Source organism: Kribbella steppae (assembly GCF_004342025.1).
In the GTDB taxonomy this organism is placed as follows: Bacteria; Actinomycetota; Actinomycetes; order Propionibacteriales; family Kribbellaceae; genus Kribbella; species Kribbella steppae.
Map to the genome: position 1 here is coordinate 194,369 of NZ_SLWN01000003.1, position 15,025 is coordinate 209,393.

At 67.8% G+C, this 15,025-nt stretch carries 17 protein-coding genes; 7 read left to right on the top strand and 10 right to left on the bottom strand.

Translation table 11 applies throughout. The features are described from left to right. The first annotated feature begins 94 nt into the window (after positions 1–94). The gene (locus EV652_RS09585) at positions 95–727 is read left to right on the top strand and encodes a DUF47 domain-containing protein (RefSeq protein ID WP_132208681.1); all 633 of its coding nucleotides are present in this window, start codon (positions 95–97) and stop codon (positions 725–727) included. 2 nt (positions 728–729) lie between these two features. Further along, entirely contained in the window at positions 730–1,728 is a 999-nt protein-coding gene (locus EV652_RS09590; protein ID WP_132208682.1) for an inorganic phosphate transporter, read from the top strand. 34 nt (positions 1,729–1,762) lie between these two features. Here EV652_RS09590 and EV652_RS09595 read toward each other — a convergent pair whose 3' ends face one another. Then, complete coding sequence (locus EV652_RS09595; RefSeq protein WP_242001706.1) at positions 1,763–2,287, bottom strand: hypothetical protein; 525 nt, start codon at positions 2,285–2,287, stop codon at positions 1,763–1,765. A 159-nt stretch (positions 2,288–2,446) separates the two neighbouring features. Continuing rightward, positions 2,447–3,193, bottom strand: a complete 747-nt coding sequence (locus EV652_RS09600; RefSeq protein ID WP_132208684.1) for a lysophospholipid acyltransferase family protein — start codon at positions 3,191–3,193, stop codon at positions 2,447–2,449. Positions 3,194–3,448: 255 nt separating this feature from the next. On the opposite strand from EV652_RS09600, the gene thiC reads away from it, so the two are divergent. From thiC to EV652_RS09615, 3 genes are all read left to right on the top strand, one after another. Then, a complete protein-coding gene (gene thiC / locus EV652_RS09605; protein ID WP_132208685.1) occupies positions 3,449–5,086 on the top strand; it encodes a phosphomethylpyrimidine synthase ThiC in 1,638 nt (545 codons plus the stop codon). A 330-nt stretch (positions 5,087–5,416) separates the two neighbouring features. Continuing rightward, positions 5,417–5,974, top strand: coding sequence for a transposase (locus EV652_RS09610; RefSeq protein ID WP_242001671.1), 558 nt, complete (start codon positions 5,417–5,419; stop codon positions 5,972–5,974). Further along, the gene (locus EV652_RS09615; protein WP_132208687.1) at positions 5,971–6,525 is read left to right on the top strand and encodes a hypothetical protein; all 555 of its coding nucleotides are present in this window, start codon (positions 5,971–5,973) and stop codon (positions 6,523–6,525) included. The genes EV652_RS09610 and EV652_RS09615 overlap by 4 nt, the downstream gene beginning before the upstream one ends. Here the strand turns inward: EV652_RS09615 and EV652_RS09620 are convergent. From EV652_RS09620 to EV652_RS09630, 3 genes are all read right to left on the bottom strand, one after another. Then, a complete protein-coding gene (locus EV652_RS09620) occupies positions 6,522–7,223 on the bottom strand; it encodes an RDD family protein (RefSeq protein WP_158441134.1) in 702 nt (233 codons plus the stop codon). The two genes, EV652_RS09615 and EV652_RS09620, sit on opposite strands and share 4 nt — an antisense overlap. Before the next feature lie 27 nt (positions 7,224–7,250). Further along, on the bottom strand, positions 7,251–7,883 hold the full coding sequence (locus tag EV652_RS09625; RefSeq protein WP_242001672.1) for an RDD family protein: 633 nt from the start codon (positions 7,881–7,883) through the stop codon (positions 7,251–7,253). Between the two features lie 120 nt (positions 7,884–8,003). Continuing rightward, on the bottom strand, positions 8,004–8,696 hold the full coding sequence (locus tag EV652_RS09630) for an RDD family protein (protein ID WP_132208690.1): 693 nt from the start codon (positions 8,694–8,696) through the stop codon (positions 8,004–8,006). Between the two features lie 105 nt (positions 8,697–8,801). Between EV652_RS09630 and EV652_RS09635 the strand changes: the two genes are divergently transcribed. Next, complete coding sequence (locus EV652_RS09635; RefSeq protein WP_242001673.1) at positions 8,802–9,242, top strand: DUF2752 domain-containing protein; 441 nt, start codon at positions 8,802–8,804, stop codon at positions 9,240–9,242. A gap of 42 nt (positions 9,243–9,284) precedes the next feature. Here EV652_RS09635 and EV652_RS44550 read toward each other — a convergent pair whose 3' ends face one another. Next, the gene (locus tag EV652_RS44550; protein ID WP_199238100.1) at positions 9,285–10,118 is read right to left on the bottom strand and encodes a DUF4190 domain-containing protein; all 834 of its coding nucleotides are present in this window, start codon (positions 10,116–10,118) and stop codon (positions 9,285–9,287) included. Between the two features lie 104 nt (positions 10,119–10,222). On the opposite strand from EV652_RS44550, the gene EV652_RS09645 reads away from it, so the two are divergent. Continuing rightward, complete coding sequence (locus tag EV652_RS09645) at positions 10,223–10,780, top strand: hypothetical protein (RefSeq protein WP_132208691.1); 558 nt, start codon at positions 10,223–10,225, stop codon at positions 10,778–10,780. 72 nt (positions 10,781–10,852) lie between these two features. On the opposite strand, the gene pstB is transcribed toward EV652_RS09645, so the two are convergent. The 4 genes from pstB to pstS all read right to left on the bottom strand — a co-directional run bounded on the left by pstB (position 10,853) and on the right by pstS (position 14,976). After that, positions 10,853–11,629, bottom strand: coding sequence for a phosphate ABC transporter ATP-binding protein PstB (gene pstB, locus EV652_RS09650; RefSeq protein ID WP_132208692.1), 777 nt, complete (start codon positions 11,627–11,629; stop codon positions 10,853–10,855). A 22-nt stretch (positions 11,630–11,651) separates the two neighbouring features. Further along, positions 11,652–12,572, bottom strand: coding sequence for a phosphate ABC transporter permease PstA (gene pstA / locus EV652_RS09655; RefSeq protein ID WP_132208693.1), 921 nt, complete (start codon positions 12,570–12,572; stop codon positions 11,652–11,654). Beyond that, entirely contained in the window at positions 12,569–13,729 is a 1,161-nt protein-coding gene (gene pstC / locus EV652_RS09660) for a phosphate ABC transporter permease subunit PstC (protein ID WP_242001674.1), read from the bottom strand. Before pstC ends, pstA begins: the two co-directional genes overlap by 4 nt. A gap of 119 nt (positions 13,730–13,848) precedes the next feature. Further along, complete coding sequence (gene pstS, locus EV652_RS09665; protein WP_132208694.1) at positions 13,849–14,976, bottom strand: phosphate ABC transporter substrate-binding protein PstS; 1,128 nt, start codon at positions 14,974–14,976, stop codon at positions 13,849–13,851. Positions 14,977–15,025: the final 49 nt, after the last annotated feature.

A 15,025-nucleotide genomic window follows, 5' to 3' on the forward strand; every position in this document is an offset into this window, starting at 1 on the left:
CGTGACGCGATACGTTGACCGGGCGGATGCCGCGTCAGCGGTCCGTTCCCCCTAGCATGTTCTCGGTTTGTCCCTCGTTCATCCGGAGCTTGAAGTGCCGTTACGTCTGCGTCCGAACGACCCGACGTTCTACGACCTTTTCACCGAGTCCGCCAACCACCTCGTGGACGGGGCCCGGATCCTGGCCGAGTTGCTCGGCAGTACGGCCGGAACCGGTCTGTCCTCGAGTCATCAGATCGCCGCCGAGATGAAGGATGCCGAGCACGCGGCGGACGAGACCACCCACTCGATCATCCGCCGGGTCAACTCGACCTTCGTCACCCCGTTCGACCGCGAGGACATCTACCGGCTGGCCTCCGATCTGGACGACGTGATGGATTACATGGAGGAAGCGGTCGACTCGGTCCACCTCTTCAACCTGGACAAGCTGCCGGAGGAGATCGCCGAGCAGATCGAGGTGCTCCAGCGGGCCGCCCAGCTGACCGCGGAGACGATGCCGCGGCTGCGCACCATGAAGGACCTGGCCGAGTACTGGATCGAGATCAACCGGCTGGAGAACACCGGTGACGCGGTGCACCGGCGGCTGATCGCCAAGCTGTTCAGCGGCGAGTTCGACGCGCTGACGGTGATGAAGGTCAAGACCGTGGTCGACCTGCTGGAGGCCGCGATCGACGCCTTCGAGCACGTCGCCAACACGGTCGAGCAGATCGCCGTCAAGGAGAGCTGAGCGTGGAGCTCGTGCTCGTCGTCGCGGTCGTCGCGATCGCGTTGTCGTTCGACTACACCAACGGCTTCCACGACGCGGCGAACGCGATCGCGACCTCGGTCTCCACCCGGGCGTTGACGCCACGGGTCGCGCTGGCGATGGCCGCGGTGATGAACTTCCTCGGCGCGTTCCTCGGCACCGAGGTGGCCGAGACCGTCGGCAAGGGCATCATCAGTATTCCGTCCGGCGAGCACGGGCTGGTCGTCGTGATCGCCGCCCTGGTCGGCGCCATCACCTGGAACATGATCACCTGGTACTTCGGTCTGCCCAGTTCCTCCTCGCACGCGCTGATCGGCGGCCTGGTCGGAGCCGGGATCGCCTCGTCGAGCGTGGTGCTGTGGTCCGGCATCGTCGACAAGGTCGTCATCCCGATGGTGCTGTCGCCCGCGATCGGCTTCTTCGGCGCGTTCCTCCTGATGACGGCGATCCTGTGGATCTTCCGGCGCAGCAACCCCGGCAAGGTCACCCGCGGCTTCCGGCTGGCTCAGGTGGTGTCGGCCGCCGCGATGGCGCTCGGCCACGGCCTGCAGGACGCGCAGAAGACGATGGGCGTGATCTTCCTGGCCCTGGTCACCACCGGATACGTGCAGCCGGACGACGGCATCCCGACCTGGGTGAAGGTCGCTGCGGCGACCGCGATCTCGCTCGGCACCTACTCCGGCGGCTGGCGGATCATGCGCACCCTCGGTCGCCGGATCATCCACCTGGACCCGGCCCGCGGCTTCGCCTCCGAGTCGATCGCCGCGACCGTCCTCTACGTGATGGCGATCGGTCTGCACGCGCCGGTCTCGACCACCCACACGATCACCTCGGCGGTGATGGGCGCCGGCGCGACCAAGCGGCTGTCCGCGGTCCGCTGGGGTGTCGCCAGGGGGATCGTCACGGCCTGGATCCTGACCATCCCGGCGGCCGGTCTGGTCGCCGCCCTCTGCTACGGCCTGGCCCACCTGATCCTGGAGTGAGCCCGCCGTACCAGGGGCATACCTGACCGGTGTCTCAGCGGTTCCAGCGGCGTACTGCCTTGGCTACGTCCTTGGGGCGGATCGAGCCGAGGTTGAGCTCCCAGGTGGCGGCCAGGCGGTCGCCGAGCTCGGGCAGGTTCAGGTAGGCCTGCGGCCGGACGGCCATCACCCAGGTGGCCGCGGCCGCGTGGCCCTGCTGGAAGAGCAGGTGGTTCGCGGTCGCCTCGATCCGGCGGCGCCGCTCGCCGTCCAGCCGGCTGGAGGCCCACTCCTGCACGATCGAGCCGTCGTCCGCGGTCATCCGGGCCAGGTAGGTCAGCGGACCGCGCCAGAACCCGCGGCTGCCGATGTTGTCCAGGCTCTCCAGCGGGAACCAGCCGTTCTGGCACCGCCGGCCGTTGATCGCGGCCTCGACCTCACGGACCTGGGCCGCGTTCAGGCCCTGGACCGCCCAGTCGAGGAAGTACTGGCCGACATCGGGGATCTCCTCCGCGACGTGCGGCGCCACGGTCAGCGTCCCCGGCTCGAAGAGATGCAGCTCTTCGGGTGATTCCAACACCACTTCCCCCGCCCACCTGAGTACGACGGCCGCGCACGCCACCGCGCGGCCGGAACACAGGGACCCCCCAGGTTCCTGCACGACAGATGCTCTTCGTACCCTCGCGCCGATCCACGGTCAAGGTGCTGTCCGATTGCCGACTACTGCTCAGGCGAACGTTTACTTCTTCCGCGCCGCCCGGCGGGCCAACTCCTCCTGGTCCAGGCGTTGGGCTTCCTCGGGGGTCGGGGCGCCGCCGCCGTACGAGGCGGGCAGCCACCAGGCGCCGGCGGGCTGCTCAGGGTAGGCGCGGATGGTGCGGTCGAGCATGCCGGCCATGGTCGAGTGCAAGTGTGCGGTCGCCTCGACCGCGTCGTCCTCGCGGGTGACGGTGATCGGCTTGCCGACCGTGATCGCGATCGTGCGGTGCCGGGAGAAGTCGCGAGGATGGTCCTTGGTCAGCATCCGCTGCGTCCCCCACAGGATCAGCGGGATCACCGGTACGGCGGCCGCCGCGGCCATCCGGACCGTGCCGGACTTGAACTCCTTCAGTTCGAACGACCGGCTGATCGTCGCCTCCGGGAAGACGCCGACGACCTCACCCGCGTTCAGGTACTGGAGCGCCTGCCGGTACGACGCCATACCGGCCGCGCGGTCCACCGGGATGTGGTGCATGCCGCGCATCAGCGGACCCGAGTACCGGTTGCGGAACAGCACCTCCTTGGCCATGAACCGCACCAACCGCTTGCTCGGCACCGCGCCGAACCCGCCGAGGACGAAGTCGACGTACGAGATGTGATTCAGCGCGATCACCGCGCCGCCGGTCCGCGGCACGTTCTCCGTCCCGGTCAACTGGAACTTCAGGTCCAGCACCTTGAACGCCGTCTTCGCGAAGCCGATCACCGGCGGATACACGAGGTCTCGCATCCCCTGACGTTACCGGTTGCAGCCAAACCACGGACGTGACGCGCCCCACGGAATCCCGTATGCAGTTGTTCGTTAGGGTGGGTCGCGACAACTCGAGATCGCGGGAGCTCGCACCGTAGCGGGCTGAGAGGGCGGCTGGACTGCGCACCCCTGGATCACCGGCGGATTCACTGTCGGCGGCGGGACCAGGCTGGGCGAACCGGCGCCGCCGACCGCCGAACCTGTCCGGGTAATTCCGGCGTAGGGAGCAGCATCGTGACAACTCTCGGCAACAGTGCCCAGTCAAGGGTCCGACCGACTGTCACCACCGGGCCCATTTCGGGCTCCGAGAAGATCTACCGCGGTGAGCTCGGTGTCCCGGCCCGCCGGGTCCACCTCACCAACGGCGAGCACTTCGACCTGTACGACACGTCCGGGCCGTACACCGACGCGTCCGCGACCATCGACGTACAGACCGGTCTGCCGGCCCTGCGGCGGGACTGGATCGCCGGGCGCGAGCCGTTGACCCAGCTCGCGCACGCGCGGGCCGGGACCATCACCGAGGAGATGAGGTACATCGCCGTCCGCGAGGGCGTCGATCCGGAGTTCGTCCGGGACGAGGTGGCCCGCGGCCGGGCGGTGATCCCGGTGAACCGGCGGCACCCCGAGTCCGAGCCGATGATCATCGGGAAGAAGTTCCTGGTGAAGGTGAACGCGAACATCGGCAACTCGGCCGTCACCAGCTCGATCGAGGAGGAGGTCGAGAAGCTGGTCTGGGCGACCCGGTGGGGCGCGGACACGGTGATGGACCTGTCCACCGGCAAGAACATCCACGAGACCCGCGAGTGGATCCTGCGGAACTCGCCGGTGCCGATCGGGACGGTGCCGCTGTATCAGGCGTTGGAGAAGGTGAAGGGCGATCCGACCGAGTTGTCGTGGGAGGTGTACCGCGACACGGTGATCGAGCAATGCGAGCAGGGCGTGGACTACATGACGGTGCATGCCGGCGTACTGCTGCGGTATGTTCCGCTGACCGCGCAACGGATCACCGGGATCGTGTCGCGTGGCGGCTCCATCATGGCCGCGTGGTGCCTGGCGCATCACCAGGAGTCCTTCCTCTACACGCATTTCGCCGAGCTCTGCGAGATCCTGCGCGCGTACGATGTGACGTTCTCGCTGGGCGACGGGCTCCGGCCGGGGTGTATCGCGGATGCCAACGACGCGGCGCAGTTCGCCGAACTGCGGACCCTCGGCGAGCTGACCCGGATCGCCTGGGAGCACGACGTCCAGGTGATGATCGAGGGGCCGGGACACGTTCCGATGCACAAGATCGCCGAGAACGTGCGGCTCGAGGAGGAGCTGTGCGGCGAGGCGCCCTTCTACACCTTGGGGCCGTTGGCAACTGATGTCGCGCCGGCCTACGACCACATCACCAGTGCGATCGGCGCGGCCCAGATCGGCTGGCTGGGCACGGCGATGCTCTGCTACGTCACGCCGAAGGAACACCTCGGCCTGCCGGACCGCGACGACGTGAAGACGGGCGTGATCACGTACAAGATCGCTGCCCACGCAGCGGATCTGGCCAAGGGGCACCCCGGTGCACAGGACTGGGACGACACGTTGTCCAAGGCAAGGTTCGAGTTCCGCTGGGAGGACCAGTTCAACCTCTCGCTGGACCCGGACACCGCGCGGTCCTTCCATGACCAGACGCTGCCCGCCGAGCCGGCCAAGACCGCCCACTTCTGCTCGATGTGCGGTCCGAAGTTCTGCTCGATGCGCATCACCGCCGACATCCGCGCCTACGCCGAGGAGAAGGGCCTGACCTCGACCGAGGCCATCGAGGCCGGCTTCGCGGAGATGTCCGACACCTTCAAGGCGCACGACAAGAAGCTGTACCTGCCGCTGGCCGACTGAGTGCGGACCGCCAGGCCATCACATTCGGCGTTCTCCCGCCGATGCCCCGCCCGGGCGCTCCCCGGGCGGTGCATTGTGATGGCCTGGCGGTCCGGACCGTGTTGACGCGGAGTGAAGTCACGGGGCGAGTCGAGATGCCGAGGGGCCCGGATTGAGCGGAGAATTGGAAGATCGGCGGCCCTGCAAGGCGGTCACTGGGAGTGATCGGGTGAACCGATTCAGGTTTTTTCCTTCACTCTACGTGAATAAGACTGTAGCCTTAATGCGTTGGGAAGGAGGTGCAAGGCAGTGGTCTTCGTTCTCACGGTAGATCAACGGGGCAGCCGAAGCATGACCGATCTCGTACCCGAGCTACTGAACACCCTGAACCGACGGCCGCGGCGGACCGGGTTGCTCCGGAAGTTCGAGCGGACGGCCGGCGACGAGGTGCAGGGCGTGCTCTCGGAGGCTCGCGCCACCATCGACGTGATCGTGGAGCTGCTTCGCTCGGACACGTGGTACGTCGGGCTCGGCATCGGTGACGTCGCCCAGCCCTTGCCGCGCAGTACCAGGGCAGGCAGCGGCGACGCGTTCGTGCACGCGCGGGAAGCGGTGAACCGGGCCAAGTCGAGCCCCCACCACGTCAACGTGGTCGGGACCGATGCCCGGGTCGCCGAGCAGGTGGAGACGGTGCTGTGGCTGATGGCGTCGGTGCTGCGGCGTCGGAGTGAGCGCGGCTGGGCAGTTGCCGACCTGTTGGCCGAAGGACTCACCAGGCGGGAGATCGGCGTGAAGCTGGGGATCAGTCAGTCGGCGGTGACGCAACGGGCCCAGGCGGCCGGCGTCGCCGAGGAACAGCGTGGACGGGTGCTGGCAGCCCAGCTGCTGGGCGCTGGGGCCGCTGCGTGACGGCACTGATCCTGTCGCTGACCGCGGCCGCCCTGGTCCTCGCCGTACTGGCCTGGGTGCCGAAGGCCGGCTCCACAGTGCAGATCGTGCTCAGCGGGGTGATGCTGGCCTGTCTGGTGGCAGTCGGCCTCCTGCTGCTGGCAGGCGATGGTGTGGAGGGCTGGCTCGAGCGCTGGTGGAACGTCCTGCTCCTGCTTGCCGGAGGCCTCGCTGTCACAGGTGGCGGTCCGCTGACGACGTCTGTGCTGTCTCTGGTCGACCGGGGCAACACCAGAGCCCAGTCGACGCAGAAAGCCGGTGAGGTACTGCGTGGGGGCGCGCTGATCGGTGCACTCGAGCGCGGCGCCATCTACGCCGCTCTGGTGGCGGGCTGGCCGGAGGGCCTGGCGATCGTGCTGGCCATCAAGGGACTGGCCCGCTATCCCGAGCTGCGCAGCCCCGATCAGCCGGCCTCCGTCACCCCGCAAGCGGTCGCTGAACGCTTCATCATCGGCTCCTTCACCAGCGTCCTCTGGTCCGTCACCTGCGCCGGCTTCCTGTTGTCGCGCTAGCTCGTCTTGATCACATACGTCGACATGACTTTGTCGTGCCAGGTCTGCTTCTGGTCGTCCCACAGCGGCCACAGCATGTTCAGGAAGCAGGCGTTGTTGAAGAGCCCGGCCAGGAACTCGCGGAGGAATGCCTTGCCGGCGCCCACCGGCTGGTAGTAGGTGTTGTCGACCAGTCGCAGGTTCAGCACGCTCTTGCCGACACTCTGCCCGGTCTTGCCCTGGCGGAAGACCCGGTTCCACAGCCCCAGCCCCAGGCTGACGGCCAGGCTGGCCAGGAAGACGAGGATCGCCCAGATCTCCGGATCGTCGTCGGGGTAGGTGTTGCCGGCGCGCGACGCGATGTTCGCGATGAAGATGCCGTACCCGATCAGGACGGGGATCGAACTGATCAACGAGTCGATCAGGAACGCGCCGGCGCGCGGACCCCATTCGGCGAGCGGGGCGGCGGGGGTTCCATAGCCGTAACCCTGTGGCGCTTGACCGTAGGGCGACTGGCCGTACTGAGGTTGCCCGTACTGGGGTTGGCCGGATTGCGGCTGCCCGTACGTGGCGCCGTACCCCTGCTGGTGTCCCTGGCCGTACTGCGGCTGCTGCCCGTACTGGGGCTGGCCGTAGGGAGGTTGCTGCCCGTACGGCGGCTGGTCCTGGGGACGCTGCTGCCGGGGGTCGCCGTGCGGCGGCGGTGTCGGTGTACTCACATCGATTCCATCTCTTGGAGCTTCACGTCAGAGGCGGATGACCACGTCGTTGACGACCTTGTCGTGCCAGGTCTGCTGCTTCTCGTCCCACAGTGGCCAGAGCAAGTTGAGAGTACAGATGTTGTTGAACAGTACTGCGCAGAACTCGCGGCCCAGGGTCGAGCCGATACCGATCAGCTGACCGGTCTCGGCGTGCACGATCTTCAGGCCGGTGACCTTCTTGCCGACGGACTGCCCTGTGCGGCCCTGCTGGATGACCCGGTTCCAGACCGCGATGACGAAGCTGCCGAGGTACCCGAGCGCGAAGGCCAGCCCGCCGCCGGCGCCGAGTTGGTCCTGGTCGCCGTCGATCACCAGGGCGGCGATGCCGCCGATGATCGCCGGGATGGCCGCGATCAGGCTGTCGAGCAGGGAGGCACCCACCCGGATCGGCCAGCCGGCCAGCTGCCCGGGCGGTGCGTAGCCGTAGCCGTAACCCGGGCCGTAACCGCCTTGTCCGTAAGGGTTGTACCCCTGCTGGTGGTACTGAGCGCCTGGCTGACCCGGCGGGTACCCACCCGGCTGCCCTGGCGGGTATGCGCCGTACCCCGGCTGTGCGGGTGGGTACTGGGCCGGCCGGTCTTGGGGCCGGCTCTGATCGCCGAACGGAGGGGTGCTCACCTGTGGGGGTCCTTTCTGGGGCGCGCCGGATCCGCAGAGGACGAGTATCGCGGACCGGCCGGGCATGCCGGACGCCGTGGCCCCAACAGGCCACGGCGTCCGGTGCAGTGCCGCCCTACGTCAGAGCTTGATGACGTAGGTGTTGTTGATCTTGTCCGCGAACGTCTGCTTCTTCTCGTCCCACAGCGGCCACAGGTAGCCGATGTAGCAGGCGGCGCTGTCCAGGATGTGGGTCAGCTGGCGCAGGAACGTCTTGCCCGCGCCGATCGGCTGACCGGTGTTCGCGTCCACCAGCTTCAGGCCGAGGACCTGCTTGCCGACGGTCTGGCCGGTGCTGCCCTGGCGGATCACGATGTTCCAGATCGCCAGGCCGATGCCGATCAGGTAGAAGATGATCGCGACGATGGCCAGGTTCTCGTTGGCCGAGAGGGCGCTGCCGATGCCGTACGGCACACCCACGATCAGACCGTCGATCAGCGCACCGCCGACGCGGTTCGGCCACGCGGCCAGGTTGCCGGGGACGGCGCCGAAGCCCGGCTGGCCGTACTGCTGGGGGTAGCCCGGCTGGCCGTACTGGCCCGGCTGCTGCCCGTACTGCTGGGTCTGCTGACCGTACTGGCCAGGCTGCTGCTGGCCGTACTGCCCGGGCTGCTGCGGCTGCCCGTAGCCCGGCTGCTGCTGAGCACCGTAGCCGGGCTGCTGCCCGTATTGGGCCGGCTGCTGCGCAGGCTGTCCGTACTGACCAGGCTGGCCGTACTGACCCTGCTGCGAGTCCTGCGGGCCGTAACCCGGCGGTGGCGTCGGAGAGCTCACGACGATCCCTTCTACTGTTGCTGGTTGAGGAGTGACTTGCAGGCTAGTGGTCCGACGGCTCAGATCCGGCTACGGATCCCACGTGATGAGAGTTACCGTTGTCCGGTGAGCCTTTCGCTGAGCGTCGTACTGCGGCCGACCGGCCCGGTCCAGCCTGTGGACAGACGGGTGCTGGGTCTGGCTGCCACCGGCGTCGGCGGGTTCGGTCTCGCGGCCGTCTACCAGCTGTCCGGCGGGCGGATCGGAATTCCTTGCCTGCTGCACGCAACCACGGGGCTGAACTGCCCGCTGTGCGGATCGACCAGGATGGCGGCCGCGCTGCTCCAGGGGGATCTGAACGCCGCCTGGCACTACAACCCGGTGGTGCTCGTCCTCGGCCCGCTCATCGGTGTTGCCGTCGGCTACCAATTGCTTGCCTGGTCGCTCGAATCCCTGCGACTGATCCGCCTGCCTCGGCTGCGGATGAGCCCGCGCGCGGTCGACTGGACGGTCAAGGGCCTGATCGCCCTGCTCCTGGTGTACGGCGTCGCGCGCAATCTGATCTGAGTCGTCGCGCGGGCGGCGGCGGTCACCGCCCGCACGGAATCCTCAGAAGCTGTTGCTGTAGTTCACGATCGTGCCGAGGATCTGCAACCCGAACGAGACGATGCCGCCGATCCAGGCCACCTTGGCCAGGGTGTCCGGCCGGTTCTGCTCGCGGAATTTGCCCTGGGCAATCAGCCCGAGGACGATCGAGGCGGGACCGCAGCAGAACCAGCAGACGATGCCGATGATGGACAGCACCTGCGGGGTGTTGTTCTGCTGGGGTGCGCCGCCGTAGGCGTACCCGCCGGGCTGGCCTGGGTACTGGCCGTAGGCGCCGGGCTGCTGGCCGTAAGAACCCGGGTACTGGCCCGGCTGCTGCTGGCCTGGCTGCTGGCCATAACCAGGCTGCTGTTGCCCATAGCCCGGTTGGCCGTACTGACCGGGCTGACCCGGGTATGCGCCCGGCTGCTGTTGCCCATATTGCCCGGGCTGCTGGCCATAACCGGGTTGTTGCTGCCCATAGCCAGGCTGCTGGCCGTACTGGCCCGGCTGGCCGTAGGCGCCAGGCTGTTGACCGTACTGACCGGGTTGACCGGGTTGGCCCTGCTGCTGGCCGTACGGGTCGGGCTGCTGACCGTATTGGCCCGGCTGATCGTCGTCGGACTGACCAGGCGTGCCAGCCGCTTCGCCGTACTGGCTGGGCTGCTCGCCGTACGGGCTCGGCTGCTCGGGCTGTTCGCCATACTGGCTCGGCTGCTCCGGTTGCTCGCCGTACGGGCTGGACTGGGTCGGCTCTTCGCCGTACTGGGTCGGCTCTTCGCCCGGGGTCTCACCAGGGGGGTCCGGCGGCCTGTTAGGGTCGTTCGGGTCGTCGCCGGGAGGCGTCGGAGTGCTCACCGCGGTCCCTTCTGAGAACGTCGAGGATCCTCGCAGGCTATCTTTTCCACAGGTACCTGGTCACGCGTCCACACCGGATCCCTTGAACACTTAAGGTTGGCCGGGTGACTCAACCCCCTCAGCCTCCGCCATCCGATCGCCGTCCCGACGATCCTTCGCCGGAGACCCGCCACCTACCGGTGCAGTACGAGCCGCCCACGCCGACGTTCGAGGCGGCGCCCGCCCCGCAGCACGGACCGCCTCCGGGGCCGTACCAGCCGCCGGTCGGAGGGGCCTACCAGCCCGCGCAATCGCTGCCCCTGCAAGCGTTGCCGACCGGCCCGGTGCTGGTGACCGTCGGCGACATCTCGGTCGAGCAGTTCCGGATCGTCACACCGGCCGGCGTGCTGCCGACCCAGGGTACGAACTGGTCGGCGATGGACATGTCGCGGACCGAGGAGAAGATCCCCGCCTGGGCGATCATCCTGGCCATCGTGTTCGCCCTCGCCTGCCTGCTCGGTCTGCTCTTCCTGCTCTGCAAGGAGCGCAAGACCACCGGCTTCGTCCAGGTGACAGTGCAGAACGGCAACCGCACCCACAACACCCACGTCGGCGTGAGCTCACCGCGCGACGTCGCCGACACCCTTGCCCGGGTCAACTTCGCCCGCACCATCTGTGTCTGACGGCCGAACCTGAAGGCAGATCGGCCGCCGCGAGCACAACTCGCGGCGGCCGACCTTTCTTGGTACGACGGATCAGCCGAAGCGGCCGGTGATGTAGTCCTCGGTCGCCTTCTCGTTCGGGTTCGAGAAGATCTGCTTGGTCGGACCCATCTCGATCAGCCGGCCGGGCTTGCCGGTCGCGGCCAGGTTGAAGAACGCGGTCTGGTCCGACACCCGGGCCGCCTGCTGCATGTTGTGCGTGACGATCACCACGGTGAACTTGTCCTTCAGCTTCTCGATCAGGTCCTCGATCGCCAGCGTGGAGATCGGGTCGAGGGCCGAGCACGGCTCGTCCATCAGGATCACCTCGGGCTCGACCGCGATCGCCCGGGCGATGCACAGCCGCTGCTGCTGACCACCGGACAGACCCGCGCCGGGCTTGTCCAGGCGGTTCTTCACCTCGTTCCACAGGTTCGCGTCGTGCAGGGACCTCTCGACCACCTCGGTCAGCCGCTTGCGGTCCTTGACGCCGTTCAGCTTCAGCCCGGACGCGACGTTGTCGAAGATCGACATCGTCGGGAACGGGTTCGGCCGTTGGAACACCATGCCGACGACCCGGCGGACCGCGACCGGGTCGATGCCCGGCGCGTACAGATCCTGGTCGTCGAGCACGACCTTGCCCTCCACCCGGGCGCCCGGAATCACCTCGTGCATCCGGTTCAGGGTGCGCAGATAGGTGGACTTGCCGCAGCCGGACGGGCCGATGAACGCCGTGACCGAGCGGGGCTCGATCGTCATCGACACGTCCTCGACGGCCTTGAAATCGCCGTAGTAGACGTTGAGGCCGCTGACCTCGATGCGCTTCGCCATATCGACTCAGAACCTCTCGTGACTATTTCGACTTGATGGTGCTGAACCGGGCGACGAGCCGGGCCAGCAGATTGAGTGCCAGGACAAGGAGGATCAGCGTGAGCGCCGCCGCCCAGACCCGGTCCGCGGCCGGCTGCAGCGCCAGCTCGGTCCGGTCCTGGTTGATCATCGTCGGCAGCGCGCCCATGAACCCGTCGAGCGGGTTCAGGTTGATGTTCTTGGAGTAGCCGACCAGGATCAGCAGCGGCGCGGTCTCACCCATCACGCGGGCCAGGCCGAGCATCACGCCGGTGACGATGCCGCCGAACGCGGTCGGCACGACCACCTTCAGGATCGTCTTCCACTTCGGCACTCCGAGCGCGTACGACGCTTCGCGTAACTCGTCCGGTACCAGCTTGAGCATCTCCTCGGTGGAGCGCAGTACGACGGGCAGCATCAGCAGCACCAGCGACAGCGAGACGGCGAACCCGACCCGGTTGAAGCCGAACACCGTGATCCAGACCGCGTAGACGAACAGCGCGGCGACGATCGACGGCACACCGGTGAGGATGTCGATCATGAAGCTGACCACCCGGGCGGCCTTGGTGCCCTTGCCGTACTCGACCAGGTAGATCGCACCCAGGATGGCGATCGGGACCGCGATCACGGCGGTGATCAGCGCCATGATCAGCGTGCCCATGATCGCGTGGTAGGCGCCGCCGCCCTCACGCCGGACGGTGATACCGCGCTGCGACTGGCTCCACCAGTCCGCGCTCAGCAGCAGGTGGTAGCCCTTGCTGATCACAGTCCAGAGGATCCACAGCAGCGGGATCAGTGCGACCACGAAGGCCAGCACGATCAGCACGGTGGCCAGGGTGTTCTTGAACGCCCGGGCCCCCGACTTGCCGGTCAGGTCCAGGGCCTGGCCGTCGTACGCCGGTTTGTTCGCGGCGAGCGTCGTCACGATGCAGCTCCTTCGGTCGCGGCTGGTGCGCCGGCGCGGCGGTTGCGGCGCGAGCGCTTTCCGCCCGGTCCGCTGCGGGCGACGATGATCCGGGCCGCGGAGTTGACCAGGAACGTCACCACGAACAGCACCAGACCGGCCGCGATGTAGGCACCGGTCTTCTCCGGCGAGTCGAACTCGGCGGCGTTGTTGGCGATCTTCGAGGCGAACGTCTCGCCACCGGCGAAGATCGACGAGTTCCACGGGTCGTTGCCGTTCGGCACGGACAGGATGATCAGCACCGCGACGGTCTCACCGAGCGCACGGCCCAGGCCGAGCATCGAGGCGCTCACCACACCGGACTGCCCGTACGGCAGCACGGCCATCCGGATCATCTCCCAGCGGGTCGCGCCGAGCGCGAGAGCGCCCTCGCGGTGGGTGATCGGGGTCTGCGCGAAGATCTCCCGGCTGATCGCGGTGACCACCGGCAGGATCATGATCGCCAGTACGACGGACGCGGTGAACACCACGCCCACGTTGTCGCCCGGCGGCTTCTCGAATACCGGGAGCCAGCCGAGTGCGCCGGCAAGACCGTCGATCACCGGGCGCAGGATCGGCGCGAAGAACAGGATGCCCCACAGGCCGTAGATGATCGACGGGACCGCGGCGAGCAGGTCGATCGCGTGCGCGACGGGCGCGGCCAGCCGCTTCGGCGCGTAGTACGTGGTGAACAGGGCGACGCCGACCGCGATCGGGACCGCGATCACCATCGCGATGATCGAGCTGATCACGGTGGTGTAGAAGAGCGCGGCGATACCGAACCGGGGCTGGTCGCCGCCGGGCTCCCAGATCCGGGAGAACAGGAAGCTGCTCTGGTTGTCGGCCAGGGCCGGGATCGCCAGCGCCAGCAGGAAGATGCCGACGAACGCGACGATCGCGACCACCAGGCCGCCGGAGCCGCGGGCCAGGCCGGCGAACAACCGGTCGCCGAGGTGACCGACCGGGCCGAGCTCGAGCTTCGGTCCGGTCGTCGTCGGTGCCGTGGTGCTCTGACCGTCCGCGGTCACCTGGTCCGCGGTCGGGGTGCCGGCGTTGGCCTGCTCCGCCTCGGCCGCTGCCTCGTCGGAGGCCGGGCCGGTCGGCCGGTCGGGCGGGGCCGTGCCGTCTGGACTACTCATCGATGGTGCTCCAAGCGCCTGGGTCGTGGGCTTCGTCTGCTGCGGGTCCGACGAGGCGAAGCCCCGGCCGCCTCCGATGACTCGGACCGGCCGGGGCTCGCATCAGTGCAGTTTCGTCGTCAGCTGATCGACTGGATGGCGGCGTCGACCTTGGTCCGGATCGCATCCGGGAGCGGAGCGTAGTTCAGCTCGGTCAGCGAGGACTGGCCCTCGGTGCTGGAGAAGTAGCTCAGGAAGCTCTTGACCAGCGCGGTCTTCTCGGCCGGCAGACCCTTGCTGCAGGCGATCTCGTAGGTGACCAGGATGATCGGGTACGCACCCGCCTCCTTGGTCGCGTAGTCCAGCTTCATCGACAGGTCGCTGCCGGTGCCGGCCGGCTTCGCCGCGGCCAGCGCCTTACCGGCGCTCTCGGCGGTCAGCTCGACCGGGGTGCCGGAGCCGTTGTCGATCTGCGCGACACCGAGCTTGTTGTCGACGGCGTACGACCACTCGACGTAGGTGACCGAGTTCTTGGTGCTCTTCACGCCCTCGGCGACACCCGCTGACTTCTCCTTGCCGGCGCCGGTGCCGGTCCACTTCTTGGCCGGCTTACCGGTCCAGGCGCCACCGCCGGCGGCGGCCAGGTACTTGGAGAAGTTCTCGGTGGTGCCGGACTCGTCGGACCGGAAGAACACCGAGATCGGGGCGGACGGCAGCGTCACACCCGGGTTCAGCTTGGCGATCTCCGGCGCGTTCCAGGTCTTCACCGAGCCCTGGAAGATCTTCGCCGCGGTCGCGCCGTCCAGGATCAGCTTGTCCAGGCCCTCGACGTTGTAGGCGATCGCGACCGGGCCGATGACCATCGGCAGGTTCAGCGCCGCGTTGTTCTGGCAGCGCTTGGCCGCGGTGGCGGCCTCGGAGTCCCCGTCGGCCGCTTCGGTTTTCAGCGCGGAGTCCGATCCGGCGAAGTCGACCTGGGCCGCGTTGAACTGCTTGATGCCCGCACCGGAACCGGTCGGGTTGTAGTTCACCGTGACGTCGGCGCACTTCTCGTTGTACTTGGCGATGACTTCCTCGATGGCGTTCTTCTGCGCCGAGGAGCCTTCTGCGTTCAGGGTGCCCTGCGGGCAGTCGGCGCCGGTCGACGACGAACCCTCCGGGCTCGAGGAACCGGACGGCTCCGGATCACTGCCACAGGCGCTCAGAGCGAGAATGCCGAGGGATGCCACGGCGACGGTGCCGACGCGGAGCAGGCGATTGACGGACACGAGAGTGTTGCCCTTCTGCGGGAATCAGACTTCTGAACTTCCACAGACG

What these genes read in the sequence shown, in the direction of transcription:
- EV652_RS09600 (WP_132208684.1), bottom strand. Translation starts at nt 3,193, where the DNA reads ATGCGAGACCTCGTGTATCCGCCGGTGATCGGCTTCGCGAAGACGGCG.
- pstB (WP_132208692.1), bottom strand. Translation starts at nt 11,629, where the DNA reads ATGGCGAAGCGCATCGAGGTCAGCGGCCTCAACGTCTACTACGGCGAT.
- EV652_RS09610 (WP_242001671.1), top strand. Translation starts at nt 5,417, where the DNA reads ATGACCGATCTCGTACCCGAGCTACTGAACACCCTGAACCGACGGCCG.
- pstC (WP_242001674.1), bottom strand. Translation starts at nt 13,729, where the DNA reads ATGAGTAGTCCAGACGGCACGGCCCCGCCCGACCGGCCGACCGGCCCG.